The sequence below is a fragment of the Variibacter gotjawalensis genome (assembly GCF_002355335.1).
GTDB lineage: Bacteria > Pseudomonadota > Alphaproteobacteria > Rhizobiales > Xanthobacteraceae > Variibacter > Variibacter gotjawalensis.
This window is the reverse complement of sequence record NZ_AP014946.1, coordinates 2,683,321-2,708,686: the sequence shown is the minus strand read 5'-3', so window position 1 is coordinate 2,708,686 and position 25,366 is coordinate 2,683,321. Positions and strand designations below refer to the sequence as shown.

Annotated in this window: 23 protein-coding genes and 1 pseudogene; 16 read left to right on the top strand and 8 right to left on the bottom strand. The window is 63.5% G+C overall.

Annotation, left to right across the window (positions count from 1 at the left end; translation table 11 throughout):
- Positions 1–174: 174 nt before the first annotated feature.
- The gene (locus tag GJW30_RS13095) at positions 175–1,077 is read right to left on the bottom strand and encodes a LysR family transcriptional regulator (protein WP_208408006.1); all 903 of its coding nucleotides are present in this window, start codon (positions 1,075–1,077) and stop codon (positions 175–177) included.
- 131 nt (positions 1,078–1,208) lie between these two features.
- Here GJW30_RS13095 and GJW30_RS13090 point away from each other — a divergent pair, with 131 nt between their 5' ends.
- Both GJW30_RS13090 and GJW30_RS13085 read left to right on the top strand, forming a co-directional pair.
- Entirely contained in the window at positions 1,209–2,183 is a 975-nt protein-coding gene (locus GJW30_RS13090; protein WP_096358812.1) for a tripartite tricarboxylate transporter substrate-binding protein, read from the top strand.
- On the top strand, positions 2,180–2,968 hold the full coding sequence (locus tag GJW30_RS13085) for a class I SAM-dependent methyltransferase (RefSeq protein ID WP_096356013.1): 789 nt from the start codon (positions 2,180–2,182) through the stop codon (positions 2,966–2,968). The genes GJW30_RS13090 and GJW30_RS13085 overlap by 4 nt, the downstream gene beginning before the upstream one ends.
- Before the next feature lie 74 nt (positions 2,969–3,042).
- Here GJW30_RS13085 and GJW30_RS13080 read toward each other — a convergent pair whose 3' ends face one another.
- The 3 genes from GJW30_RS13080 to GJW30_RS13070 form a co-directional block, all read right to left on the bottom strand.
- A complete protein-coding gene (locus GJW30_RS13080) occupies positions 3,043–3,597 on the bottom strand; it encodes a flavin reductase (RefSeq protein ID WP_245408507.1) in 555 nt (184 codons plus the stop codon).
- Positions 3,598–3,699: 102 nt separating this feature from the next.
- Entirely contained in the window at positions 3,700–4,056 is a 357-nt protein-coding gene (locus tag GJW30_RS13075) for a hypothetical protein (RefSeq protein ID WP_096356011.1), read from the bottom strand.
- 105 nt (positions 4,057–4,161) lie between these two features.
- Positions 4,162–5,724, bottom strand: a complete 1,563-nt coding sequence (locus GJW30_RS13070) for a 4-hydroxyphenylacetate 3-hydroxylase N-terminal domain-containing protein (RefSeq protein ID WP_096358810.1) — start codon at positions 5,722–5,724, stop codon at positions 4,162–4,164.
- A gap of 155 nt (positions 5,725–5,879) precedes the next feature.
- On the opposite strand from GJW30_RS13070, the gene GJW30_RS13065 reads away from it, so the two are divergent.
- The 7 genes and pseudogenes from GJW30_RS13065 (at position 5,880) to GJW30_RS13035 (ending at position 13,268) form a co-directional block, all read left to right on the top strand.
- Positions 5,880–6,797, top strand: a complete 918-nt coding sequence (locus GJW30_RS13065) for an ABC transporter permease subunit (RefSeq protein ID WP_096356009.1) — start codon at positions 5,880–5,882, stop codon at positions 6,795–6,797.
- A gap of 62 nt (positions 6,798–6,859) precedes the next feature.
- Positions 6,860–8,347, top strand: a pseudogene (livM, locus tag GJW30_RS13060) (high-affinity branched-chain amino acid ABC transporter permease LivM); the annotation flags it as partial.
- Complete coding sequence (locus GJW30_RS13055) at positions 8,344–9,249, top strand: ABC transporter ATP-binding protein (protein WP_096356005.1); 906 nt, start codon at positions 8,344–8,346, stop codon at positions 9,247–9,249. The pseudogene livM and the gene GJW30_RS13055, both read left to right, overlap by 4 nt.
- Before the next feature lie 205 nt (positions 9,250–9,454).
- Positions 9,455–10,174, top strand: a complete 720-nt coding sequence (locus GJW30_RS13050) for an ABC transporter ATP-binding protein (protein ID WP_096356003.1) — start codon at positions 9,455–9,457, stop codon at positions 10,172–10,174.
- On the top strand, positions 10,174–10,557 hold the full coding sequence (locus GJW30_RS13045; RefSeq protein ID WP_208408004.1) for a DUF6867 family protein: 384 nt from the start codon (positions 10,174–10,176) through the stop codon (positions 10,555–10,557). Before GJW30_RS13050 ends, GJW30_RS13045 begins: the two co-directional genes overlap by 1 nt.
- A 92-nt stretch (positions 10,558–10,649) precedes the next feature.
- The gene (locus tag GJW30_RS13040; protein ID WP_197703727.1) at positions 10,650–11,774 is read left to right on the top strand and encodes a branched-chain amino acid ABC transporter substrate-binding protein; all 1,125 of its coding nucleotides are present in this window, start codon (positions 10,650–10,652) and stop codon (positions 11,772–11,774) included.
- A gap of 108 nt (positions 11,775–11,882) precedes the next feature.
- Positions 11,883–13,268, top strand: a complete 1,386-nt coding sequence (locus GJW30_RS13035) for an amidase (protein ID WP_096355999.1) — start codon at positions 11,883–11,885, stop codon at positions 13,266–13,268.
- Here the strand turns inward: GJW30_RS13035 and GJW30_RS13030 are convergent, their stop codons facing one another.
- Together GJW30_RS13030 and GJW30_RS13025 are read right to left on the bottom strand one after the other, a co-directional pair.
- Entirely contained in the window at positions 13,269–13,943 is a 675-nt protein-coding gene (locus tag GJW30_RS13030) for an HAD family hydrolase (RefSeq protein WP_096355997.1), read from the bottom strand.
- Positions 13,940–14,674: a cytochrome c biogenesis CcdA family protein gene (locus tag GJW30_RS13025; RefSeq protein WP_096358808.1), complete on the bottom strand. Its 735-nt coding sequence runs from the start codon at positions 14,672–14,674 to the stop codon at positions 13,940–13,942. The genes GJW30_RS13030 and GJW30_RS13025 overlap by 4 nt, the downstream gene beginning before the upstream one ends.
- 289 nt (positions 14,675–14,963) lie before the next feature.
- Between GJW30_RS13025 and GJW30_RS13020 the strand changes: the two genes are divergently transcribed.
- Both GJW30_RS13020 and GJW30_RS13015 read left to right on the top strand, forming a co-directional pair.
- A complete protein-coding gene (locus GJW30_RS13020; RefSeq protein ID WP_096355995.1) occupies positions 14,964–15,959 on the top strand; it encodes a P1 family peptidase in 996 nt (331 codons plus the stop codon).
- Entirely contained in the window at positions 15,956–16,465 is a 510-nt protein-coding gene (locus GJW30_RS13015) for a hypothetical protein (RefSeq protein WP_096355993.1), read from the top strand. Before GJW30_RS13020 ends, GJW30_RS13015 begins: the two co-directional genes overlap by 4 nt.
- A gap of 167 nt (positions 16,466–16,632) precedes the next feature.
- Here GJW30_RS13015 and GJW30_RS13010 read toward each other — a convergent pair whose 3' ends face one another.
- Entirely contained in the window at positions 16,633–17,880 is a 1,248-nt protein-coding gene (locus tag GJW30_RS13010; protein WP_096355991.1) for an NAD(P)/FAD-dependent oxidoreductase, read from the bottom strand.
- A 156-nt stretch (positions 17,881–18,036) separates the two neighbouring features.
- Here GJW30_RS13010 and GJW30_RS13005 point away from each other — a divergent pair, with 156 nt between their 5' ends.
- Positions 18,037–18,999: a hypothetical protein gene (locus GJW30_RS13005; protein WP_130364462.1), complete on the top strand. Its 963-nt coding sequence runs from the start codon at positions 18,037–18,039 to the stop codon at positions 18,997–18,999.
- On the opposite strand, the gene ppc is transcribed toward GJW30_RS13005, so the two are convergent.
- Positions 18,996–21,740 carry a phosphoenolpyruvate carboxylase gene (gene ppc, locus GJW30_RS13000; RefSeq protein ID WP_096355987.1) on the bottom strand — a complete coding sequence of 915 codons (2,745 nt, stop codon included), beginning with the start codon at positions 21,738–21,740 and terminating at the stop codon, positions 18,996–18,998. The genes GJW30_RS13005 and ppc overlap by 4 nt on opposite strands.
- Before the next feature lie 206 nt (positions 21,741–21,946).
- Between ppc and GJW30_RS12995 the strand changes: the two genes are divergently transcribed.
- From GJW30_RS12995 to GJW30_RS12985, 4 genes are all read left to right on the top strand, one after another.
- The gene (locus GJW30_RS12995) at positions 21,947–22,198 is read left to right on the top strand and encodes a hypothetical protein (RefSeq protein WP_096355985.1); all 252 of its coding nucleotides are present in this window, start codon (positions 21,947–21,949) and stop codon (positions 22,196–22,198) included.
- A gap of 190 nt (positions 22,199–22,388) precedes the next feature.
- A complete protein-coding gene (locus GJW30_RS12990; protein WP_096355983.1) occupies positions 22,389–22,643 on the top strand; it encodes a hypothetical protein in 255 nt (84 codons plus the stop codon).
- A gap of 125 nt (positions 22,644–22,768) precedes the next feature.
- Positions 22,769–23,059, top strand: coding sequence for a hypothetical protein (locus GJW30_RS22705; RefSeq protein ID WP_130364460.1), 291 nt, complete (start codon positions 22,769–22,771; stop codon positions 23,057–23,059).
- Positions 23,060–23,716: 657 nt separating this feature from the next.
- Complete coding sequence (locus GJW30_RS12985; RefSeq protein ID WP_096355981.1) at positions 23,717–25,192, top strand: YML083C domain-containing protein; 1,476 nt, start codon at positions 23,717–23,719, stop codon at positions 25,190–25,192.
- Positions 25,193–25,366 lie beyond the last annotated feature (174 nt).

The following is a 25,366-nucleotide window of genomic DNA, read 5'->3' as shown; positions in this document are numbered from 1 at the left end:
ATACTTTTGAGCGAACTAAAACTGCAGTAACCGCCGCGCAAAATGCGCGTAAAGTTATGCCATGTACTCGTGAATTGACGTCCGCTCTAGTTTCAGTAGCGGCGTATACATGAGCAGGTGCCAACAAATCCGTCGATACTCGACCGTGAAATGCGCGACCGCCAGGAAGAGCCATCAAGCCACCGGCGTGGGGGCCCTCAAAAACTCGGCCAGCCTTTGAGCATGCGCGGGCAGCGAGCCAAAACTTCGCATGCAGATCCGCAGCTGGCGAAGAGCCCAAGTGTCCGTAAGAGGGATGACGCGGATAGCCATTGAACGCTGGGAACGCCGCGCTGCTGTTTCGGGCAGGATAGCGAGACCAATGCCCTTCTCGACCATCTGACACATCAGGTTCGACTCGTTGAGGCGGATGCGCAGCTTGAACCGGCGACCGGCGCGGAAGGCATGATAGTTCAACAAATCCTGCATCGGGCTGCCAACGCCAAAGCCGATGAATTCATGATCTAGAGCTTCGCGGAACGCGAGTTTACGATGCCGGCTGAGCGGATGCCGCAACGGCGTCACCAGAACCAGGCGTATCTCCGCGAACGGAAAACTTTCCAGCTCCGCGCTTGGATCAACCGTCTCGCCGACAATGCCGATATCGCCGCGGCCCGCGGCAATTGCCCGCATAATTTCGCCGCTTCCATAATGCTCAAGGTCGATGTGGATATTCGGATGGGCCGAGAGAAAGGCCGCCAGGGGTACGGGCAGAAATTCCATCGCGCCGATATTCGACAGCAGGCGTACATGCCCCGTCAGCCCCTTCCCGAAACTGTCCAGGTCACCGCGCATGTGCTCCAGCTGCTGCGAGACAATCCACGCATGATGCAGGAGCACTGTTCCTGCTGAAGTCAGCCGAATGCCACGGCGATTCCTTTCCAGGAGCGGAGCGCCGAGGGCACCTTCCATAGCGCTGATACGTTCACTCGCCGACGCCAGCGTCATGTTCGCGCGCGCGGCCCCATGCGTAATGCTGCCGGCTTCGGCGACGTGCACGAACAATCGCAGGTCGGTCAGATCGAACCTTATGGGCATTGTCGGGGACGTGCCTTCGGCTGTGCCTAACGCACTCTTAGCACATTCCGCATTGTGCGTCCGTTGTCGCAGATCCAGGGTCGGCGGGCTCAGACATCCTGTCTCGGACTTTGCAGGACAAGGAGATGACGATGATGGCGATCAGTATCGCTAGATCAGGGATAGCCGCGTTGGCGTTTGCTGCCATAGCTCTTCCTGCGGCGGCCGCTTTCCCCGAACGGCCGATTACCCTGATCGTTCCGTTTGCCGCCGGCGGCCCTGGCGATACGGTCGTGCGCCTCGTCGGGGGCCATATGGCGAGGACACTGGGCCAACCGATCGTCGTAGAGAATGCTGCCGGAGCGGGCGGCACGAGCGCAATCAACCGTGCCGCGCAGGCGAGCGCAGATGGGTACACGATCGTGTTGGGCAACATGGGAACACATGGTGCAGCGCCGGCCCAGTATCCCGACCTGCAATATGATCCAGCCAAGGACTTTGCTCCGATCGGACTGATGGTCAACACGCCGATCGTGATTGTCGCTAGGGCGAATTTTCCAGCCAACAATCTCCGCGAGTTCGTCGACCACGTGAGAAAGAACCAAGACAAGATCGTCGAAGCGCATGCTGGCGTCGGCTCGGTTTCTCATACGACATGCACTCTTCTCCAATCGATCATCGGGACGAAGACTGCTCGAGTGGCTTACCGCGGCACAGGGCCGTCGATGAACGACCTGATTGCGGGACACGTCGATTTTGGCTGCGACCAGATTGTAAACGTGGCCCCGCATATTCAAGCAGGCACGCTCAAGGCGTTCGGTGTTGCGACGGCCGAACGGTCAGCGGTTATAAAGGATGTCCCAACGACCAGCGAGAGCGGCCTGCCGGAATTCGAGGTCTCCGCCTGGATTGCGCTGTTTGCGCCTAAAAGCACGCCAAAGCACGTAGTCGGCAAACTGAACGACGCGCTCGTGAAAGCCCTTGATGACGAAGGAATACGCGCGCGGCTACTCAATCTCGGCAGCGAAATCCCTGATCGAGCAGCTCGCACGCCTGATGCGCTACAAGCGTTGGTCGTTCGTGAAGTCGCCCGTTGGACGCCGGTGCTGAAGAGTGCCGCTCAATGAACCCTCCGACAATCAAGTTCGATGACGGCGCCGACTATGAACGGATGATGGGCAAGTGGAGTGGGCTGGCCGGACGCGCATTTATCGACTGGCTTTCACCCTCGCCCAATTTGCGATGGGTCGACATCGGTTGCGGCAATGGCGCGTTTACACAGTTGCTGGTCGAGCACTGCGCCCCGTTGGCCGTCGAAGGCGTGGATCCCTCGGAAGGTCAACTGGCCTTTGCGCGAGAGCGTTTGGCGAGACCTCTTGCGACGTTTCGGCAAGGCGATGCAATGGCATTGCCATTTGCTGACGGCGCCTTCGATGCGGCCGTCATGGCGCTCGTTGTGTTTTTCGTTCCGGACCCTGCTAGGGGGGTTGCTGAAATGGCCCGCGTCTTACGGCCGGGAGGTCTCGCGGCCGCTTATAGTTGGGACGTCGTCAGCGGCGGCGCCCCATCGGAGGTCATCATGACTGAAATGAAAGGCATGGGGCTCACGCCACTGCGGGCTCCGAAAGCAGAAGTCTCGACGCCGGAAGGACTGTATGAGCTGTGGGCACGGGCGGGTTTCACCGATATCGAACCGCGCGTCCTTCGCGCGCGGCGGATGTTCGACGATTTCGAGGACTATTGGTCCACCACGATCGCGGCGCCCAATCTGGCTCCGACGCTTAAAGCGATGGCGACAGCCGACGTGACGCAGCTCAAGTCTCGGGTTCGTGAGCAAGTCCCTATCGAGGCGAGTGGGCGCGTCTCGATCGAGGCGCACGCCAATGCGATCGCCGGCCGTCGGCCTGGATAGGCGGGAGCGGCGCTGCGTGTCTTCCCGGATTGCGCGTGCGGCGCTTTAGCGCCGACGCTTCATCCGGGCTACGGTCAAACGCTCTTGTAAGCGCGCTCGTGATAGACGAGCACCGGGCCTGATGGGCCGGTGCGGATCGCCTCCACGGTCGCGAAGTAAACGTTGTGGGTCGCGACGGCTTTCACGTCTATGACACGGCAGTCGAAAGCGATCACGGCGCGATTGAAAACCGGTGCGCCGGTCGTCAGTTTCGACCAATCATCGGGCGCAAAACGCTCCTCGCCCGCAACGCCGGTACGGCCCGCGAACAGATCGGCGAGCTGCTCGTCGGCGGCGCCGAGCGTATTGACGCAGAAGACGCCGTTGGTGCGGAAGATCGTGTTCGACCCACTGCGGCGGTTGAGGCAGACGAGGATCGTCGGCGGCTGATCGGACACTGACGCGACTGCCGTCACGGTGACGCCCGCCCTGCCCGCTGTTCCGCCCGTCGTGACGACGTGAACCGCAGCACCGAGGCGAGACATCGCCTCGCGGAAAATCACCGGATCGACTGTCTGAGCACTTTCGGGGGCAACCGCATCGAAGGCGCCCGCCATGGCGTCGTCGGGCCGCTGGTCGATCCAGCTCATGCGATTGCGAATATTCGAGAAATCATGCGGCACCTTCTCAAACGCCTGCGCCCGGCACAAGGCTTGTGCCGGGCGCATCGTTAACCAGGTGAGACCGCGTTGTTACTGCGGCGTGAGGATTTCGCCGCCGACGCCGGTCTGATCGGCGATGGTCCAGATGCCGCGCATCGAACGGTCCGGCTGAATTTCGTAAATCACGAGGCCGACGTCCTTGCCGAGCACGTAGCTCGCCGCGAAGGAGTTGCCGTTGCGCATGCAGATGCCGCGCGAGGAGGAGCTTCCCGTCTTCCAGACGATGCGGCAGGTGTTCTGGCTGGTGACGGTGATCTCGGCGGTGCCGCCGTAGTTCGAGCCGTTCGGGTTCTTGCCTTGCACCGCGTAGCGGCCGCCGACGTCTTGAGCACTGGCCGAGACCGTCATGGCGAGCAGAGCAGCGAAGCCGAGAAGAGCTGATTTCATGGCATTTCCGTTATTGTTGAGAGCGGCCTGTTGGAGTGCGGCGCTTCTAGGGCGGGATTGTTTCAGGCTTATTGCGTCGGCGGAGAATTAGGTTTCGGGCCGTCGCTAGGTACGGCGGCCGAGAGCCGAAACGTCGTCCGGGTTGATCCAGGTTTCGTCCGTCCAGCCGTTCTCGTCGTAATCGGCCATGCACTGCTCGGCAAGGCCGATCATGCCGTCGAGCGTGCCGGCCGAGCGCGCATTCCACAGACATTGAATGCGGATGTCTTCGTGGTTGCCCGCGTAATTGAGTTCGTAGAGTTCGTGGCGGCCGCCGAACTCGGTGCCGATTGCGTCCCACAGGAGCTTCATCGTCTTGATGCGCTCCTTGTAGTCGATGCCGTACGAACCACGGACGTACTTCGCGAGGTATTTGTCGATGTCCGGATTGGAGAAGTCGCGGACCGAAGACGGCAGATAGATCAGCGACGATGCGATGATCTTCTGCACGATCTCCTTGCAGCGCGAGTAAGCGTCGCCGGCGAAGACGCGGTAGCTCTGCCCGGCTTGCGGGTTCGGCAGGATCGTATCGCCGACCCACGGCACCGGATTGAGCGTCATCGCGTCCGACACTGCCCAGAAGAGATTGCGCCACGCGATGATCTCGCCGAGCATCGCCTGGTTACCGCGGAATTCGTCGGAGCCCGCCGCGCGCAGCGCCTTGGCGGTGATGCCCGCGATGAAGTCGAGCTTTACGGCGAGGCGCGTGCAGGCCTGCATCTGGAAGTTATTGGTGAAGCCGGAGCGCGGATAGAAGGTCTTGATCTTCTCGGTGTCGCGATGGATCAGCACGTCCTCCCAGGGGATGAGGACGTTGTCGAGCACGAAGATCGCGTCATTCTCGTCGAAGCGCGACGAGAGCGGATAGTCGTAGGGCGAGCCCATCACGCTCGCCTGCATCTCGTAGGACGTGCGGCAGATCAGTTTCACGCCGGGCGCATTCATCGGCACGATGAACATCACGGCGAGGTCCGGGTCGGTCGACGGCATCGCGGCGTTCTGGCCGAGGAAGTTGTAGTGCGTCAGCGCGGACGCGGTCGCGACGACCTTGGCGCCCGAGACGACGATGCCGGCGTCGGTCTCCTTTTGGATGGTGACGAAGACGTCGCGCACCTGATCGGCCTTGAAGCGATCGACCGGTGGATTGACGATCGCGTGGTTCATGAACAGCACGGCCTCCTGGCTGCGCCGATACCAAGCCTTCGCGTTGTCGGAAAACTTGCCGTAGAATTCGTGATTGGCGCCGAGCGTATTCATCAGCGCGGCTTTGTAATCCGGCGAGCGTCCCATCCAGCCGTAGGATTGCCGCGCCCAATGCGCGATCGCCTGGCGCTGACCTTTGAGATCGTCCTGCGTGCGCGCGACCTTGAAGAACTTGTGCGTGTAGCCGCCCGAGCCCGTGTCGGTCGGGCCTGTCATCACGTCGCGGCTCGCGGGGTCGTGCAGGGCATCGTAGAGCCGGCCGACGGACCGCGCCGCGTTACGGAAGGCCGGATGCGTCGTCACGTCGTTGACGCGCTCGCCGTAAATCCAGATCTCGCGGCCATCGCGCAGGCTCTCAAGGTATTCGGCGCTGGTGAACGGGCGCTGCTTGCCGGAAATGAGCGACTCGGGGCGCTGAACAGTCATGAACGCTTCCTCGCAGTGTTTCGCGAAGCCTTCCACGCCCGGTTGTAGAGCGCAAATGTGAGGCAACGGGTCGCAGGTTGCCGCGTACGTAACGGTCTGCGTACAATCGCCGTTCGAGGGAATCGATAGCGGTCAGCAGCGGGGGTTGCGCGCGCGTGGAAGTGTTTTTGCAGCAGCTGATCTATGGGATCACGCTCGGCTCGATCTATGGGCTCATCGCCATCGGCTACACGATGGTGTTCGGCATCATCGGCATGGTCAACTTCGCGCATGGCGACGTCTTCATGGTGTCGACCTTCATCGCGCTGATCGCATTTCTCTTGCTCACGTCTGTCGTCGGCCTAGGCTCGATCGTCATCGCGCTGTTCGTCGTCCTCGTGCTCGCGATGGGCTTCACGGCGCTGGTCAGCTGGTCGATCGAGCGCTTCGCGTACCGGCCGCTGCGCGGCTCGTTCCGTCTCGCGCCGCTGATCTCGGCGATCGGCATGTCGATCTTCCTGATGAATTTCGTTCAGGTCGCGCAAGGACCGCGCAACAAGGCGATCCCGGATCTGGTGCAGGGCCAGATCGTTCTCATCAACTCGCCGACCTACCCGGTGACGATCTCCTACAAGCAGCTGATCATCTGGATCGTCACCGCGATTCTGCTCGGGCTGTTCTGGTATCTCGTCTCGCGCACGGCGCTTGGCCGCGCGCAGCGTGCATGCGAGCAGGACCCGAAGATGGCCGCCCTGCTCGGCATCAATGTCAACCGCACGATCTCGATCACCTTCATGCTCGGTGCAGCGCTCGCGGCCGTTGCCGGCACGCTCTATCTCATCCGCTACAACTCGGTGAATTTCGCCGACGGCTTCATTCCGGGCGTGAAGGCTTTCACGGCCGCGGTGCTCGGCGGCATCGGGTCTCTCCCCGGGGCGGTGATCGGCGGCCTTCTGATCGGGCTCATCGAAGTGATGTGGGCCGAATACTTCTCGACCGACTATAAGGACGTCGCATCCTTCGCGGTGCTGGCGATCATGCTGATCTTCCTGCCGCAAGGTCTGCTCGGCCGCCCGGACGTGGAGAAGGTCTGATGGCGGAGGCCAAGGCTCTCCGCGGCCTCGATGCCGTCAAGGATGCGGCACTGGCAGCGTTTCTCGCGGCGGCATTGTTCCTCCCGCTGATCGCGCTGCAGACCGTCACCAACATGCGCAACGAAGTCATCGTGGTGACGCGATGGCCGCTATTCGTGATCATGGTCGCGATCGTCGCGGGCGGACGCCTTCTCTACACGCAGCTCGTCTATCCCTGGCTGACGGCGCGATCGCGCCGCGTCGAGGTCAAACCGCTATCGCCGGGACTGATCCAGCTCGGGCGCTTGATCGCGATTGTCGCGGGAGCCTGCATCTTCGCTTATGCGATCTTCAAGCTCGGGATGTTTCTGCGCGGCTATGCGGACGAGAACCGCTTTCAGATCGCAGGCCAAATCGTCTTTGCGGTGTTCTGGATGGGCGTCGGCTTGCTGCTGGCCCAAATCGGTCGTGGAGGCTTTGCAGCCGCCAAGCCCTATATGCTGCCGCTGCTCGTCGGCTTCTTGATCGCCTATCCGCTGATCGCGACGTGGATCACAGGCGGTGAAGGCACCGCAAAGTGGATCGACAACTTCGGCGTCCAGATCCTGATCTACGTGATGCTCGGCTGGGGCCTCAACATCGTGGTCGGGCTCGCGGGTCTGCTCGATCTCGGCTTCGTCGTCTTCTATGCGATAGGCGCGTATACGATTGCGCTGGTCGGCAAGAATTTCGGCCTCACCTTCTGGGAAGTTTTCTTGCTCTCCGGGTTGTTCGCGGCCGTGTGGGGCATGATGCTCGGCTTCCCGGTGCTGCGTCTGCGCGGCGACTATCTCGCGGTCGTTACACTGGCGTTCGGCGAAATCATCCGCCTCGTGTTGATCAACTGGAAGCCCGTGACCGGCGGCGGCGCCGGCGTCTCCGGCATTCCGCGTCCGACTTTCTTCGGCCTGCCGTTCAACGCGAGCGACGCAGGCTTTGCAAAATACTACGGACTCGAATTCACGCCGCAGCATCGCGTGCTTTTTCTCTACTACATCCTCGTCATGGCGGTGCTGCTCACCGGCATCGCCGTCGCGCGCTTGCGCAAGCTGCCGATCGGCCGTGCCTGGGAAGCCTTGCGCGAAGACGAGATCGCGTGCCGTTCGCTCGGCATCAACACGACGAACTCGAAGCTCACGGCCTTCGCGATCGGCGCGATGATCGGCGGCTTCGCGGGCGCGTTCTTCACGGCGCGGCAAGGCTTCATCAGCCCCGAGTCGGTGACCTTCAACGAATCCGCGCTGATCCTCGCGATCGTGGTGCTCGGCGGCATGGGCAGCCAAATCGGCGTTGCGATTGCGGCGGTCGCGATCATCGGCGGCACCGAGCTGTTGCGCGAGCTGACGTTCCTGAAAGCCATGTTCGGCAACGAGTTCGATCCGGCGCAGTACCGCATGCTGTTGTTCGGCGCCGCGATGGTGCTGATCATGATCTGGAAGCCGCGCGGCTTCGTCTCCGTGCGCGAGCCGACGGCGTTCCTGAAAGAACGCCGGTCCATCTCGGGCTCGCTCGTCCGCGAGGGACACGGATGAGCGCCGGCGATGCAGTGCTGCGTGTCGAGCATCTCTCGATGCGGTTCGGTGGGTTGGTCGCGGTGCGCGCGCTTTCGTTCGAAGCACGCGAGCGCGAGATCACCGCGCTGATCGGCCCGAACGGGGCTGGCAAAACCACTGTCTTTAATTGCATCACGGGCTTCTACAAGCCGACTGAAGGCCGGATCGCGCTGCGGCACGGCGCGCCGTCCGTGTGGGAGGGCGTCGATGCGCTGACCGGCACCGGCAAGCGTTACACGCGCTCGGGCGACGGCGCGCTGTTCCTGCTCGAACGCATGCCGGATTATCTGGTCAATCGCCGCGCTCGTGTCGCGCGCACATTCCAGAATATCCGCTTGTTCTCCGGCATGACTGTCCTGGAGAACTTGCTGGTCGCACAACATACGCCACTGATGCGCGCCTCCGGCATGACGGTGCTCGGGCTGATCGGCTTTCCGACTTACGGCACCGCCGAGCGCGCTGCGATCGAGCGCGCCAAGCATTGGCTCGAGCGAATGGGGCTCACGGATCGCGCCGACGATCCGGCGGGCGACCTGCCCTACGGCGCGCAGCGGCGGCTCGAAATCGCGCGCGCGATGTGCACCGAACCGACGCTGCTTTGTCTCGACGAACCGGCGGCCGGCCTCAATCCGCGTGAGAGCGCCGAGCTTAACGAGATGCTGCTCGCGATCCGCGCCGACACCGGCACGGCGATCCTGCTCATCGAACACGATATGTCGGTCGTGATGGAGATTTCCGACCACATCGTCGTGCTCGACTACGGCGTGAAGATTTCGGACGGCACGCCCGATCACGTGCGTAACGATCAGCGCGTCATCGCGGCTTATCTCGGCGTCGAAGAACAGGAAGTCGAGAAAGTCGAAGCGGAGGTCGGGCTATGACCTCGCTGCATTTTCCGCCTGCCCCTTCATCAAACCCTCATCCTGAGGAGCGCTGGTCGGCGACAAGCCGACAAGCGCGTCTCGAAGGATCGAGGCCACTCTTTCTTAGCTCTGGCCATCCTCGTCCTTCGAGACGGTCCCTGGCGGGACCTCCTCAGGATGAGGATGGAGAGATGCTTCGACTTGGCTCCGAGAGCTCGCCATCATGAGCCTCCTTCAAGTCAAAGGCGTGCACACCTACTACGGCAAGATCGCCGCGCTGAAAGGCGTAGACGTCGAGGTCAACGAGGGAGAAATCGTCTCGCTGATCGGCGCCAATGGTGCCGGCAAGTCGACGCTGATGATGACCGTGTTCGGTAATCCGCGCGCGCGCGAAGGCCGGATCATCTTCGATGGCCAAGACATCACCGAGATGACGCCGCACGAAATCGCGTGGCTGCGCATCGCGCAATCACCGGAAGGACGTCGCATTTTCCCGCGCATGACCGTGCTGGAAAATCTGCAGATGGGCGCGATCGTCGCCGAGCCCGCGCGCTTCGACGACGATCTCGATCGCATGTTCACGCTGTTCCCACGCCTCAAGGAGCGCGCGAAACAACGCGGCGGTACGCTATCGGGCGGCGAGCAGCAGATGCTCGCGATCGCGCGTGCGCTGATGAGCCGCCCGCGCCTGCTGATGCTCGACGAGCCGTCGCTGGGCCTCGCACCGCTGATCGTGAAGCAAATCTTCGACGCGATCCGGCATCTCAACGAGCAAGAAAAACTTACGGTGTTTCTCGTCGAGCAGAATGCGTTTCACGCGCTCAAGCTCGCGCATCGCGGCTACGTTATGGTCAACGGAAGAATCACGATGCAGGGGACTGGCCGCGAACTGCTCGACCGGCCGGAAGTGCGCGCAGCCTATCTCGAAGGGGGACGCCACTAATGAACATCCCTCGCCTCCTCTACGAAGACAGCGTCTGGGTGTTTCTGCTGCTCACGGTCGTGCTCGGCGGGTCCGCCGCATGGGCGACGGGACGCGCCATTGCGGGAACCTGGCGGCCGTGGTGGCAAGCGGCGCTTTACGCGCTGGTTCTCGCGGTCGCGGTGCGCTTCTTCCACTATGCCCTTTTTCAAGGCAGCTTCGATTCCAAACACTATTACGCGGTGGATGCGCTGGTTTGTCTCACCCTCGCGCTCACGGCCTACCGCCTGACGCGCGCCGGGCAGATGGCAGCGCAATACGCTTGGATCAATGAGAAATCCGGGCCTTTTGGGTGGCGCATTCGCTCTGCCAACGAACAGGTTAAATCTCCGCAATCCAGGTGACTTTTGCGGTATTTGCGGCTTCAATCGCCGCCAAGTGTTTCGCGCGCGGCGGCAGTCACCGCGCGCCTTCGGACTTTAAGCAAGGGAGAGCTTTGATGAAGAGAGTTACGACACTGTTGGCCCTCGGCGCCGCCGCCGTCTTGTTTGCGGGCAGCGCGCAGGCCCAGGTCAAATTCGGCATCGCGGGACCGATCACGGGCCCGAACGCCGCCTTCGGCGCGCAGATCAAGAACGGCGTCGAACAGGCTGTCGAAGACATCAACGCGAGCGGCGGCATTCTGGGTCAGAAGATCGCGACGCCGCTGCCGATCGGCGACGATGCGTCGGATCCAAAGCAAGGCGTCTCGGCTGCGAACAACTTCGCAGGCAGCGGCGTGAAGTTCGTCATCGGGCCGTTCAACTCCGGTGTGACGATCCCGGGCTCCGAAGTGTTCCAGGAAAACGGCATCCTGCAGATCACACCGGCCGCGACCAACCCGACCGTCACCGAGCGCGGCATGTGGAACATCTTCCGCACCTGCGGCCGTGACGATCAGCAAGGCGCCGTCGCCGGCGCTTACATCGTCAAGAACATGAAGGACAAGAAGATCGCGATCATCCACGACAAGACGACCTATGGTCAGGGTCTTGCCGACGAGACGCGTAAAGCGATGGCCAAGGGCGGCATGAAGGAAGTGCTGTACGAAGGCGTGAACACCGGCGAGAAGGATTTCTCGGCGCTGATCTCGAAGATCAAGGCGGCCGGCGCCGACCTCGTTTATTGGGGCGGCCTGCACACTGAAGGCGGCTTGATCGTTCGCCAGATGCGCGACCAAGGCGTCAAGGCTCCGCTGATGGGCGGCGACGGCATCACGTCCGACGAGTTCGCACAGGTCGGCGGCCCGGGCACCGAAGGCACACTGATGACCTACGGTCCGGATCCGCGCAAGCGCCCGGAAGCGAAGGACGTCGTCGAGCGCTTCCGCAAGAAGAACTTCGAGCCGGAGGCCTACACGCTCTACAGCTACGCGGCCGTGCAAATCATCAAGCAGGCAGCCGAAGCTGCGAAGTCGCTCGATCCGAAGAAGGTCGCGGAGCAGATGAAGTCCGGTCAGACGTTCAAGACCGTCATCGGCGACATCTCGTACGATAAGAAGGGTGACGTCACCCGCCTCGATTACGTGATGTACATCTGGAAGAAGAACGCACAGGGCAAGATCACTTACGAAGAGATGTGATCTTCGGCTCGCATAGCGTTGCGTGAGGGGCGGCCTTGAGCCGCCCCTTTTGCATTTGCGGGGGGGAAAGAAAGGCGGTAGCGCTCAGTGAAACAAGGTGCCCCAAGAATGACTGCCATCCACGATCTGACCGCTATCGAAATCCTCAAGCGCTACCGCGACCGATCGCTTTCGCCGAGCGAAGTGTGGGATGCGGTGGAGAAGCAGATCGCGCTGTGGGAGCCACATCTCGACGCGCTTTATGCCTACGAGCCGGAACGCGCGCGTGCCGAGGCGAAAGCCGCGACCGAACGCTGGGCGAACGGCAAACCGAACGGCGAGCTCGACGGCGTGCCGGTCTCGATCAAGGAGAACATCCCGACCAAGGGCGTGCCGGTGCCGCTCGGCACTGCGGTGACGACGTTGACGCCGGCCGCCGACGATGCGCCGGCCGCAGCGCGTTTGCGCGAGCAAGGCGCGATCATTTTTGCGAAGACGACGATGCCTGATTTCGGCATGACGTCGTCGGGGCTTTCGAGCTTCCACAAGACCGCGCGCAATCCGTGGGACACGAGCAAGACGCCGGGCGGCTCGAGCGCGGGTGCGGGCGCTGCCGCGGCGGCGGGTTACGGGCCGCTGCATGTCGGCACCGATATCGGCGGCTCGGTGCGTCTGCCGGCCGGCTGGTGCGGGCTCGCGACGCTGAAGCCGAGCCTCGGCCGTATCCCGGTCGATCCGCCGTATGTCGGCCGCGTGATCGGTCCGATGACGCGCACGGTCGGCGATACGGCGCTGATGATGAAGTATCTCTCGCAGCCGGATTGGCGCGACAGCATGAGCCTGCCGCCGCACGATATTGTCTGGCACGACCTCGCGCGCGAGGTGAAGGGTCTCCGCATCGGGCTGCTGCTCGGCGCGGGTTACGGGTTGCCGGTCGATCCGGAGGTCAAAGCCGCCGTCGAGGCCGCCGCGAAGCAGTTCGCAGATGCGGGCGCGATCATCGAGCCGGTGCAGCCCATCATGACGCAGGCAATGATCGATGGACTGAACGATTTCTGGCGCGCGCGAATGTGGGGCGATTTCGAAGCGCTGTCGGAAGCGACGCGGAAGAAGGCCCTGCCCTACATCCAGCAATGGGCCGAAGGCGGCGCGAAAATCACCGGCGCGCAGGCCGTGCGCGGTTTCAACCAGACGATGGCGATGCGCGCGGCCGCCGCGAAACTATTCTCGACCGTCGACTATGTGCTGTCGCCGACTGCGCCGGTGCCCGCTTTCCCGGCCGAGCTGTCGTCGCCGATCGACGATGCGCAAAAGCCGTTCGAGCATATTGGTTTCACGGTGCCGTGGAACATGACGGAGCAGCCGGCGTCGTCGATCAACTGCGGCTTCACGAAAGCCGGTTTGCCGATCGGCCTGCAGATCATCGGCCGCCGCTTCGACGATCTCGGCGTGCTGCAGCTCACCCACGCTTACGAAGCGTGGCGCGGCCCGATTACGTGGCCGACGGCGCCCTGATCAGGACGCTTCCAGCATCTTCTGAACATCGACGAGGCTGTCGACGACTGCGATGCATTTGCCGCGCACTTCGTCGGTGACGGTGAGCATGTCGGGCACCATGATCGGCATCAGCCCGGCGGCATGCGCCGACGTGATGCCGTGATAGGAATCCTCGAGCGCGAGGCAATCTTCCGGCGCGAGGCCGAGCGCTTTCGCAGCGGCAAGATACGGGTCCGGCGCAGGCTTGCACTGCGCGACATCCTCGCGCGTCACCACGGCCTTGAAATGTTCGAGCATGCTCAGCCCGCCCATATAACGGCTCACGGCGTTGCGGCCCGCCGACGTAGCGATCGCGGCCGGGATGCCGCGCGCCTCCAGATACTTGACGATCTCGCGCGCGCCGGCGCGGAGCGGAATGTCCTGTGCGAGGCGCACCGCGACGAGGCGATCGTATTCATCGCTGAAGGCCTGCATCGGGAAACCGGCGCCGTAGTGATCCTCGATCATCTTCACGCAGTCCGGGCCCGGCACGCCGATCATCGCATGCGCGAAAGCGGCCGGCATCTCGTTGCCGACAAAGATCGCGGCGGCGAGCAGCGCGTCGAAGTAGACACGCTCAGTGTCGACGAGCAGTCCGTCCATATCGAAGACGACGCCGCGCACTTGACGCGGAAAGCGGAACGCTTCGCTCATCCGATCGAGCCCAGCGAGGGGAAGGCCTCGAGCAACCAGAAACTCATCGTGGTGATCCAACCGGAGAGGAACGCGATGCCGGTGACGACGAGCAACGCGCCCATCGCCTTCTCGACTTTCGGGATGTGGCGGCGGAAGCGCGCGAGGAAGCGCGCGAACGGCTCGACCGCGAAAGCCGCGATGACGAACGGAATGCCGAGGCCGAGCGAATAGACCGCGAGCAGCCCTGCTCCTTTTGTCACCGTCGACTCGGACGCCGCGACCGCGAGGATCGCCGCCAGTATCGGGCCAATGCACGGCGTCCAGCCGAACGCGAAAGCGAGACCCATCACGTAGGCGCCCATCAGGCTGACGGGCTTATCGACTTCCATCCGCTGCTGACGCGAGAGCAAAGCGATCGGCGTGATGCCGAGGAAGTGCAGACCCATGATGATGATCAGCACACCGGCGATCATCGATAGACCGTAGGAGTATTCGCGCAGCAGCGAGCCGATCACGCTCGCGCTGGCGCCGAGCGCGATGAACACTGTGGCAAAACCGGCGACGAACAGCAGCGACGCGAAGACGGTGCCGCTCCGGCGGACGGTCGCGCCGTCGGCAGCGGCCATGCGGTCGAGGGAGGCGCCCGTGAGGTAGACGAGATACGGCGGCACCAGCGGCAGGACGCATGGCGACAAGAAGCTGAGCGCGCCCGCGATCAGCGCGGCCGCGATGGTAACCTCGGAACCCATGCGGCGTTTCATGCCGCGTGCGGCGGCGTGACGCAAGGCCGAGAATGCACACGGTGGCGTGAGACCGCCGGTTCGGCTACCAGCGGACGCCACATGACGGGCTGTCATCCCGGACGGCGAGTGGTGCGGCGCGCAAAAGCGCGCAAACGCGCCACGAAGCCGAGCCGGGATCCATGAATCCCGGTATATGCAGCGATACGTGGATCCCGGCTCGCGTTCGGCTTGGGCGCGCTCAGCGCGCGAGCCTCACTTGGCCGGGATGACACGCGCTGGGTTAGGGAGAGAATCGGTGCGGAACCTGATTACGGACGTTGCGGGTATCAAAGTCGGCCACGCCGAAGACGAGCGACTCGCCTCCGGAACGACGGCGCTGATCTTCGATCAACAGGCCGTTGCGGCGGTCGACGTGCGCGGCGGCGGTCCCGGCACGCGCGATACCGAGCTGCTCGCGCCCGAGATGACCGTCGAGCGCATCGATGCGATCACATTGTCCGGCGGCTCGGCTTATGGGCTCGATGCCGGGTCCGGCGTGCAGGCATGGCTGCGCGAGCATGGCCGCGGGTTTGCCATCGGGCCGGTCGTGGTGCCGATCGTACCGGGCGCGATCATCTTCGATCTTGTCAATGGCGGCGACAAGGATTGGGGCCGCTTCCCGCCCTACCGCGATCTCGGCTTTCAGGCCGCGCAGAATGCGAGCGACGATTTCAAACTCGGCACTGCGGGCGCGGGATACGGCGCGACCACTGTGAACCTCAAAGGCGGACTTGGCTCGGCATCGATGCAGACGGCGGACGGCGTCACCATCGGAGCGATCGTCGCGGTGAATGCATGCGGCAGCGTCACGGTCGGTAACTCCGAACATTTCTGGGCGGCCGCATTCGAACAGAGCGGCGAGTACGGGGCGCGCGGTATGCCGCCGTCGGTCCCGCCGGAAGCGCTGGTGCCCGTGATGAAGGGATCGCCGCGCGCCAACACCACGATTGCGGTCGTCGCGACCGACGCGGCGCTCACCACCGCGCAGGCGAAGCGCGTCGCCGTGATGGCGCAGAACGGACTTTCGCGCGCGATCTATCCGATCCATACGCCGCTCGACGGCGACACGGTGTTCGCGGTTTCGACCGGAACGAAGCCGCTGCGCGATCCGGTCTATGCGCTGAGCGAGATCGGCGCGCTCGCCGCCAATGTTCTCTCGCGTGCGGTCGCGCGTGGTGTTTTTGAGGCGACCGCGTTGCCGCTCGCCGGCGCGTTGCCGAGTTGGAAAGATCGTTTCGGAGGAACCCGATGACCAAACCCGAAACGTGGCGCGAACTTTCTGAAACCGAATGGCGCGCTGCGGGCGGACATCGTCCTGTCGGACCGCTTTCGATCATGTTCGCGGCAGCCGGCGTGCTGACGATCATCGGCGCGTTCCTCGCCTATCTGTTGCTGCAACAGCGACTGCCGATCGTGCTCAGCGGACCGATGACGCCGCAGCAGGTGATCACGCTGACCGGGCTAGCTGTCGTGCTGTCGACGTTTCTGTGGGGCCTCGGCTGCTTCGTCTCGATCCTGACGCGCGCAAGCCATGGACCGATTGCGATCGCCGGACTTACCGGGCTGTGGGCGCTCACGGCCATCGGCGCGCAGTTCGTGAATGCATATGCGATCACGGGCGGCACCGACCCGGCCGCTTACCTTCCGCATCTGCCGAATGCGTTATTTCACCTCGCCATCGCGGCCGGCGTTTGCGGCTATGTGCTGGACGGTTTTCGGCCCAATCTCTACTTCCGCCGCCGCATCCGCGTGAGTTGATCTGACCCGTCATGGTGAGGAGCCGGTCATCGGCGAAGCCGAGAGCGGCGTCTCGAACCACGACGGCCTTAGTGCTGCGGCAATGGGGCCGTCGTCCTTCGAGGCTCGGCAGCCGCTTCGCGGCCAACCTCGCACCTCAGGATGACGGAGGCGAGCGCAGAGATTGACTACCGCGCGAAGCGTTCGATCGAGAACGGGGCCGGATCGCATACCGGCGTCGCGCCGGTCATGATGTCGGCGAGCAGCTTTCCGGTGACGGGGCCGAGCGTCAGGCCGTAGTGATTGTGCGCCGTGTTGAACCACAAGCCCGGATGCCCCGGTGCGCGGCCGATGACCGGGCGCATGTCGTAGACGCACGGGCGCGCGCCCATCCATGGCTTCGGCTCGACCGGCTTATCGAGCGGATAGAGTTTCTTCGCGTGCGGCAGCACACGATCAATCTGCACCGGCGTAGGCGCGGCGTCGCGGCGGGCGAATTCGGCGCCGGTCGTCACGCGCATGCCCTGCTCCATCGGCGCCAGCACATATCCGTTGAGCGTATCGACGACGGGACGCTTGAGCGCTGCGTTGCCTTGGCTCGAGAAATGCCAGTGGTAGCCGCGCTTGACGGCGAACGGCAGGCGGATGCCGAGCGGCTCCAGCACATCGGGCGCCCAGGGGCCAAGGCAGATGATCGCATTCGGGCTATCGAGCGCACCTTCGTCCGTGTCGACACGCCAGCGATCGCCGGAGCGATGCAGCGAGCGCGCGTCGCCTTTAATGATGAGACCGCCGAGCTTGGTGAACAGCTTTGCGTAAGCCTGCGTGACGCCGAGCGGGTTCGACACGCTCGCAATGTCGGGCCAATGGATCGCGTGTGCGAAGACCGGAGCAAGCGACGGTTCGAGCGCGCGGGCACCGGCGGTGTCGAGCACGTTCGCGGCAACGCCAAGCTCCGTGCCGAGCGCGAGCTGACCCTGCATGCCCTTCAGAGCGGCGTCATCGTAGTAAAGGGTGAGCCAGCCATCCTTGCGTAAGTAGCGCAGCGCATTGGCTTCCGTCATCAGCGCTTCGTGCTCGGCGACCGCATTCGCCATCAAGGGACGCTGGAAGCGCGCGCCCTCCTGCAGTAGCGGTTCACGCGATGCGCGGTAGTAAGACCAAAGCCACGGCGCGAGGCGCGGCAAATCGGCGGCGTAATAGTTGGCGAACGGCGCGAGCTTCAGGCCGACGCGGAGGATGGTCCCGAGATCGCGCGGAAAGCCGGTTGGGTAAACGCCGGCACCGCCGAGCACGCCCGCATTCCCGTAGGACGTTCCCTCGCCGGGCCGCTGACGATCGACGATCGCGACCGACAGTCCGCGTTTGACGAGTTGGAGTGCGGTCGAGACACCGACAATTCCTGCGCCAAGAACCAGCGCGTCCACTCTGGCCATAATTCCCCGTCCCCACGGCTTTTCCGATGCGGCAGTCTGCCAGACTTCGGACCGTAGCGGCACCGTATAGCTCCTATGCGACGCCACGCCAGCGCAGCGCGATGACGCATGGCTGAATCGTGTTACTTCAAGCCGAACGTTCGCCGGAGTTCGATTTTGACCAGCCCATTCGCCGCGCCTGCGGCTGCCCTCGCTTGGCTCGGCCGGCAAGGCACGCGCGCGATCGCGGCGTCGGTGTTTCTTGGGCTCGCGCTGCCGCAGCTTGCCGCGTTGATGAAACCGCTGCTGCCGTCGTCGATCTTCGTTCTGCTCGTGCTTGCGTTTCTGCGCGTCAATCCATCGGCGCTACGCGATTATCTGACGCGTCCCGCGCTCGTCATCGCGGCGGCGGTATGGATCATGGTGATCGCGCCGGCACTCTACGGCTTCTTCTTGATCGGCATCGGCGTGAAAGACGCGATGCCCGCACTCTTTCTCGCACTGATGTTCCAGGCCTCGGCGGCGCCGATCATGTCGGCGCCGGCGTTTGCGGCGCTGCTGGGGCTCGATGCCGCGCTGTCGCTCGCCGCAATGATCGCCTGCATCGTGCTCACCCCGCTGCTGCCGCCGCTTTATCTCTATCTTTTCGCGGACGCGGCGCTGGCGATCCATCCGGGCTGGCTGGCGCTGAAGCTGTTCTTGCTGCTCGCGGGCTCAGCCGGGCTCGCCGCTATTATCCGGCGCGTGATGACGACCGAGTGGGTCGCGGCGCAAGGTCAGCGGATCGACGGCATCAATGTCATCACGCTGACGGTGTTCGCGATCGCGATCATGGATGGCGTCACGGCCGCGGCGATCAAGCAGCCGCTGCTTGTCCTCGGTTTTCTCGCGCTCGCCTTCGCGTTCGCGTTTTCGTCGATGCTATCGACGCTGCTGGTGTTTCGCTTCGCCGGGAAAGAAAAAAGCTGGGCGCTCGGTTGGTCGGCGGCAAACCGCAATATGGGCATCATGATCGCCGCGATGGGCACATCGCTGCCCGATACCACGTGGCTCTACATGGGGCTCGCGCAGTTTCCGATTTATCTCTTCCCGCTGATGATCCAGCCGCTGATCCGCCGCGTGATGGCGCGGCCGGATTAACCCGTGTTGCGTAGGCCGGCCGCGATGCCGTTGATTGTCAGGTGAATGCCGCGCGTGACGCTCTCGTCCGGATCGCCGGCACGATGGCGCTTCAAGAGTTCGACCTGCACGTGATTGAGCGGGTCGATATACGGGAAGCGATTGCGGATCGAGCGCAGCAGCAGCGGGTTTTTCTCCAACAACGTCTGCTGCTGCATGATGTCGAGAACGGCCTGGATCGTCGTCGCGAGTTCGTTGCGCAGAAGCCCGAAGATTTTCGCGCGCAATGCTTCGTCGGCGACGAGTTCGGCATAGCGTGACGCGATCGCGATGTCGCTCTTCGCCAGCACCATGTCCATGTTGGACAGCAGCATCTTGAAGAACGGCCACTCCTGATACATCGCGCGGAGCTGCGTCATGCCGTCTGGATGTTCGGCGAGATAAGCCTTTACGGCCGCGCCGAAACCGAGCCAGCCCGGCAGCATCAGACGGCACTGCGCCCAGCCGAACACCCAGGGGATCGCGCGCAAGTCTTCGATCGCGGTCGATTTCTTTCGCGACGCCGGCCGCGAGCCGATGCGCAAGTTTGCGATCTCGCCGATGACGGTGGATTCCCAGAAGTACTTCTCGAAGCCCTCGGTTTCGTAGACGAGCCCGCGATAGGCCTTGAAGGCGTGCGCGGAGAGTTCCTCCATCGTCGTGATGAAGTCGTCGCGCGGGGCCGCGCCTTCGGTCTGCAGCAGCGTTGCTTCGAGCGTCGCGGCCGCGAGCGTTTCGAGATTGCGGCGGCCGAGTTCCGGGTTGCCGTATTTGCCGGCGATGACTTCGCCCTGCTCCGTGATGCGGATGCCGCCCTGCACGGCGCCGCCCGGCTGCGCGAGGATCGCTTGATAGCTCGGCCCGCCGCCGCGGCCGACCGAACCACCGCGGCCGTGGAAAAGCTGGAGGCGCACGCCGTGTTTCTTGAAGACTTCGGCGAGCTGGATTTCGGCCTTGTAGAGTTCCCAACCGGAGGTCAGAAAGCCGCCGTCCTTGTTGCTGTCCGAATAGCCGAGCATCACTTCTTGGGTGCCGCCGCGCGATTTGACGAATTCGGCGTAGAGCGGGAGCGACAAGAGTTCGTCCATGATCGCGCCGCTGCGCTGCAGATCGTCGATCGTCTCGAACAACGGGACGATATTGACGTCTAGCGCTTTTTCGATCGGGCGCAGCAGTCCGGCTTCTTTCAGGTGCACGGCGACTTCGAGAACGTCGGAAACGGAGTTCGCTTTCGAGATCACGTAATTCGGCACGGCGGCCGCCCCGAAATTGCGGCGCATCTCGGCGGCGGTGCGCGCGATGTCGAGCTCGCCTTCGGCTTCTTCCGAATACGTGACGAACGGCGAACGCAGCGGACGCGCGGTTTCGAGTTCGGCGAGCAGAAGTTCGACGCGTTTTTCTTCCGGGAGCTTGAGATAGTCGAGGCCCGGCACCGCGGCCTTGAAGAGATCGTGCAGCGTGCGCTCGTGCACGTCGGAGTTCTGCCGCATGTCGACGCTGGTGAGGTGGAAGCCGAACACGTCGGCGGCGCGGCGCATATGACGCAGGCGCCCACGCGCGAGAAGCGCCGATCCGTTCTGATTGAGCGAGTCGACGATGATGTCGAGGTCCGCACGATACGCCGCCGCATCGGCGTAAGGCTCCGCGGCCGAGCCCGGATAGCGGCCCGGATGCAGACGCGATGCCGTCGCGGCAACGCGCGCGCGGATCGCGCCGACGGCGCGGCGATACGGTTCGTCCTCGCGGACTTTCTCGTCCGTGCAGGTCTCGGCGAGCGCCGAGAGTTTCGACGACACCGTCACCTGGCGGATGTCGAGCGCGAGTTCGGCGCCGAGCTCGCGCAATTCGGCAAAGTGGAAGTCGAAAGCCCGGCGGCTCTGCAGCGCGACGGTGTCGCGCAGCACCGGCGCGGTAACGAAGGGGTTGCCATCGCGGTCCCCACCGATCCACGTGCCCATGCGTAGGAAGGACGGCAGCTTGTGCGCGTTCTGCCCCGGCTCGAGCGTCGCGAGGTGATCCTCAAGCAGCGCGTAGAAGCGCGGGAGCTGGCGCAGGAATGTCGTGTCGTAATGCGAGAGGCCGTTGCGCACTTCGTCCAGCACCGTGAGCTTGGTGCGGCGGAGCACGCTGGTCTGCCACAGCGCCAGCACGGCGCGGCGCAACGCCTCGTCGCTCAGCTCCGCCTCCTCGGGCGTCATTTCAAGGCGCGCACGCGCATCCAGGAGGTCGGCGAGTTCGCGCTCACGATCGATACTGCTCTTGCGGCGGATCTCGGTCGGGTGCGCGGTCAGCACCGGAACGACCAGCGCGTGATCAAAAAATTGGCGGAGCTGCCGCGGTCCGATGCGGGCGTCCTTCGCGCGGGCGAGCGCGTACGCCATCGATCCCTCGCGCGGCGCCGACGCAGCGAGCGCATGTTCGCGCGTGCGGCGGACGTGGTGCTGGTCCTCGGCGATGTTCGAGAGGTGCGAGAAGTAAGAGAAGGCGCGGACGATCAGCAGCGAATAATCGGGCGAAAGTCCGTCGAGCAGGTTTTCAAGCTCGGCTTTGGCGGCCTGATCCTCTTCGCGACGGAAACGGATCGAGGTTTGACGGATATTTTCGAGGATCGCGAAGACCGGCGTCCCCTCCTGCTCGCGCACCGTGTCGCCGAGAATGCGGCCGAGGAGCCGGATGTCCTCGCGAAGCGGCAGGTCTTTATCAATCGGTTCGACAATGTTCATGCGGCCTCAAGAGGCAAATAGCGATCGAGCGAATATTGCGGTGCATCAACTATGCCACCCTCGGCGCGATGCGCCAGCCCTGCCTACCAAAATACCGTCGGCACATTTTTCAGATTTTTGCGCATTCGTTTGAACCGGCGTCCATGCGCTCGCGACTGATGCGTATGAGGCCATCGTGGCCCCCTGAAAAAACTTCGGAGACTGTCATGAAGAAGATCGCGCTTGTTGCTCTCGCCGCCCTCACCGTTCTCTCGACCGTTGCTGTTTCGACCAAGGACGCGGAAGCCCGCCGTTGGGGTCGTGGCGTCGGCATCGGCCTCGGCATTGTGACGGCTGGCGCGATCATCGCTGGCGCAACCGGCCCGCGCTACACCCGCGAGTGCGGCTGGGTCTCCCGCTACAACGCGTACGGCGAATATCGCGGCGAGCGCCGCGTGTGCCGCACGGTTGCCTACTAACCTCTAGAGTTTCGGTCGGCGCTTTTAGCCCCCCGTCCGCCCCCCTGGCGCCGATCGCCGCCCACCCGGATTGCCCGTCCGGGTGGGCACTTTTTTGTCGCGACGCTGCGTCGCGCATCTTCTCGTTCCGATAACTGCAGATTAAGCTGATCGCATTGCTCAGTTCATTTGCAGTGCGTCGGATTTTTCCATGTCTGGTTTCCGCCGGTTGATCGGCATCGCGAAGCGCGCCGCTGCGCTTTCCGTCATCGCTATTTGTGCATTCACCAGCGTCGCGCACGCGATCGAAATCAAATGCATCGAGGCTTCGCGCTATAAATATCTCTACAAGATATTCGACGATGATCGCGCGAAAGCCGCAGCGTTTTTCGGCGTCACACCGGAACAGTTGGCGTCACCGGAGGCCTGCCGCGCTGCCGTGTCACACAGCAGATCGAGCCGCTGAAAACCAATGGCGGCGACGATGTCGACAAGCTGCTTGGCGAAATCCAAGCTGGCAAAGGTTGGCTGGCGACTCTTTACCTCGCCTCACCCGGCGGTCACGTCAACGTCGGCCTTTATCTCGGAGAAATGACGCGAATTTTTTGGCTGGCCACTCACGCGATCGAAAGCAAAACGTTCGATTATGTTCCCGATTTTATCGCCGTGCCGGAACGTTTAGTTCGCGAGCGCGATGTGCCTTCATCGCTGCGTGCCGGATGGCGCGAGTTTGTAACGTCAACGCGTGAAGTTCGGGGCGTCGATCTTGCACATGGGCAAACCAAACACTCGGCGTGCGCGTCAGCATGCACTTATGTTCATGCAGCAGGCATCGAGCGCTCCCGGCCGTTCATTTTTCCATCGACCGCGAGGATCTCCTGACGAGCCGCGGGTTGATGCGCAACGGTGGCAATCGCTCACTTTTCTTTCGGACTCGATGACGCGCGCCGATGCAAAGATCGCACGGTTTTTTCAGCGTATGGACGCCGGCGAAGCGGCGGTGCAGGCGCATCAGCTAACTGCCAATCGACAGGCACAACCCCTGCGACTGCCTCGATCGCCCCGTTATCTCGAGGATCACCTCACCGCGCTGTGCATCCCGAAGGCAGCAGCAGACAAAGCTCCTGGCGCGCAACCTTCGGGAAAAAGACATCGGAGCCCAGGCTTCCCCGCAGCCCAGCGGGGCGATGCAATGAGACCAGACACCAACCGATGCTCAGCCGCAACAAATACGCGCGAGCGGCTTGCCCAATATGAAAGACTTTGTCCCAAAGACACCTGCAATCGCTATTTCGCGTACCTGATGATCAGAAGTTATCTCGATCATCCTGATCCACCTGCGTCGAGAGAAACGGTCCTGCCGCCGGAACTTTTCGTTCCACCGAGCGAGCGTCGACGCAAGAACAAGGCCCCCTCTACAACGCCAGATGCTGCGACTGACACTGGGAACCCGCGCTAGGCATCGCTTGACGGCCCCTTCCCCCCTGCGCTGAGGCATTCTAGACTTCGCGGCGCTGTCTCGCGTTTGTCAGGATTCCCATGACTTGGTTAGGCCGGATTGCCGGCATCGGCCGCCGTGGCGGCTGCGTGAGGCTCCTCGCTCTCATCTTCGTCTCGCTCTACGCCGCATCGAGTGCCGCGCAGGCGATCGAGCTGCGCTGCATCGAGGCATCGCGTTACAAGCACCTCTACCGCATCTTCGGCGATCAGAACCGGATGGCGGCGTTCTTCGGCGTCAACGCGTCGCAGCTTCCAAATCCCGAGACTTGCCGCGCCGCGCTGCTGATCGAAGGTGTCGAGAAGATGAAGCGCGAAGGCGGCGACGACTTCGACATGCTTCTCAATATGGTCCGGTCCAGCAACGGCTGGCTGTCGACGCTTTATCTCGGCTCGCCCGGCGGCAATGTACGGACCGGGCTCTTCCTCGGACAGACGACGCGGCTCTTCTGGCTGACGACGACGACCGTAGAGGGCACCACATTCGACTACGTGCCGGACTTCTTCGCGGTGCCGGGTCGCCCGATGACGGAGGCGGACGTTCCGTCCGATCTGCTGCCCGGCTGGCGCGCCTACGTTGCGGCTATGGGCCCGACGTCGCGCGTCGACATCGCGCGCGAAGGCGGCAAGCCGCGCCGCTGCGTTTCGGCCTGCACCTTCATCCACGCGGCCGGTGTCGAGCGCAGCGGGCGCGCGTTCTTCCATCGCGCACGACGCAGTGCGCCGACCGATCCGAATGAGCCGCAGGAACCGAGATCCATCTCCGAAATGGCGGACGGCCTCATGGAGACGGAGGCCCGCATCGTCGCGTATTACCGAAGAATGGATACGGGCGAGTCCGCGGTGTCCGCCTATCTTTCGACGGCCACGCAACGGACGCTCGCGGCTTATCTGCTGCCGATGCCGCGTTATCTTGAAGACCATTTCCGCGGTACTTGCCGGCCGGCGCGGCGCGCTCGTGCCGGCGCGGAGACGATCATGTCGGTCGGCGTGCCGGACGGGGCGATGCGATTGTCGAACGCCGAGAATCCGGTGAACGACCCGAAGACGACAGCGCCGATCGAGCCCTCCGCGCCGATCGCCCAATCCGGGCCGCGCGACGCGCAGGTGACGCGCTGCATCGTCGCGGCGCATACGCGCGAGCGCTTGGCGCAGTATGCCAAGCTCTGCGGCAACGGCTGCTCGCGTCAGGACATAGGCCAGGACATCCTGCGCCGGATCAATGCGCTGGTGCCGTCATCGGAACCGAACTCTCAGCGTGAGCCGCGCCGCCCGGCGGCTCAGCCGAACCCGCAGCCGCAGCGGAGCGCGCCGCCGCCAAGCTATCCGCCGCAGGGCGCGCCACCACGCAATTATCCGCCGCAAGCCGGTCCGCCCCCGGCCAGTTATCCGCCACAGCAGTATCCCGGCGCACCGCCGCCGCCGTATCAGCAGAGCGGTAACCCGCAGCGCGGAAACCCACAGGGCGCGCCGCCGCCCGCTTACGTCCCGCCCGGCCAGCAGCCGAGTTACCGCTAACCCTGCGCGATAGCGGGCTGACGCCGGGACACAGTCGGGTTTAATTTGCCGATGCGCGCGGGAGTCGCTGGCATTCACGCAGCTGTCGCAACAGACTGCGATGAACGGGCGGAGAAGTCGGGAATACCGGCATTGGAATGCGTTAGCGGTGCGGGGGCGTCGCGGAATGGAATT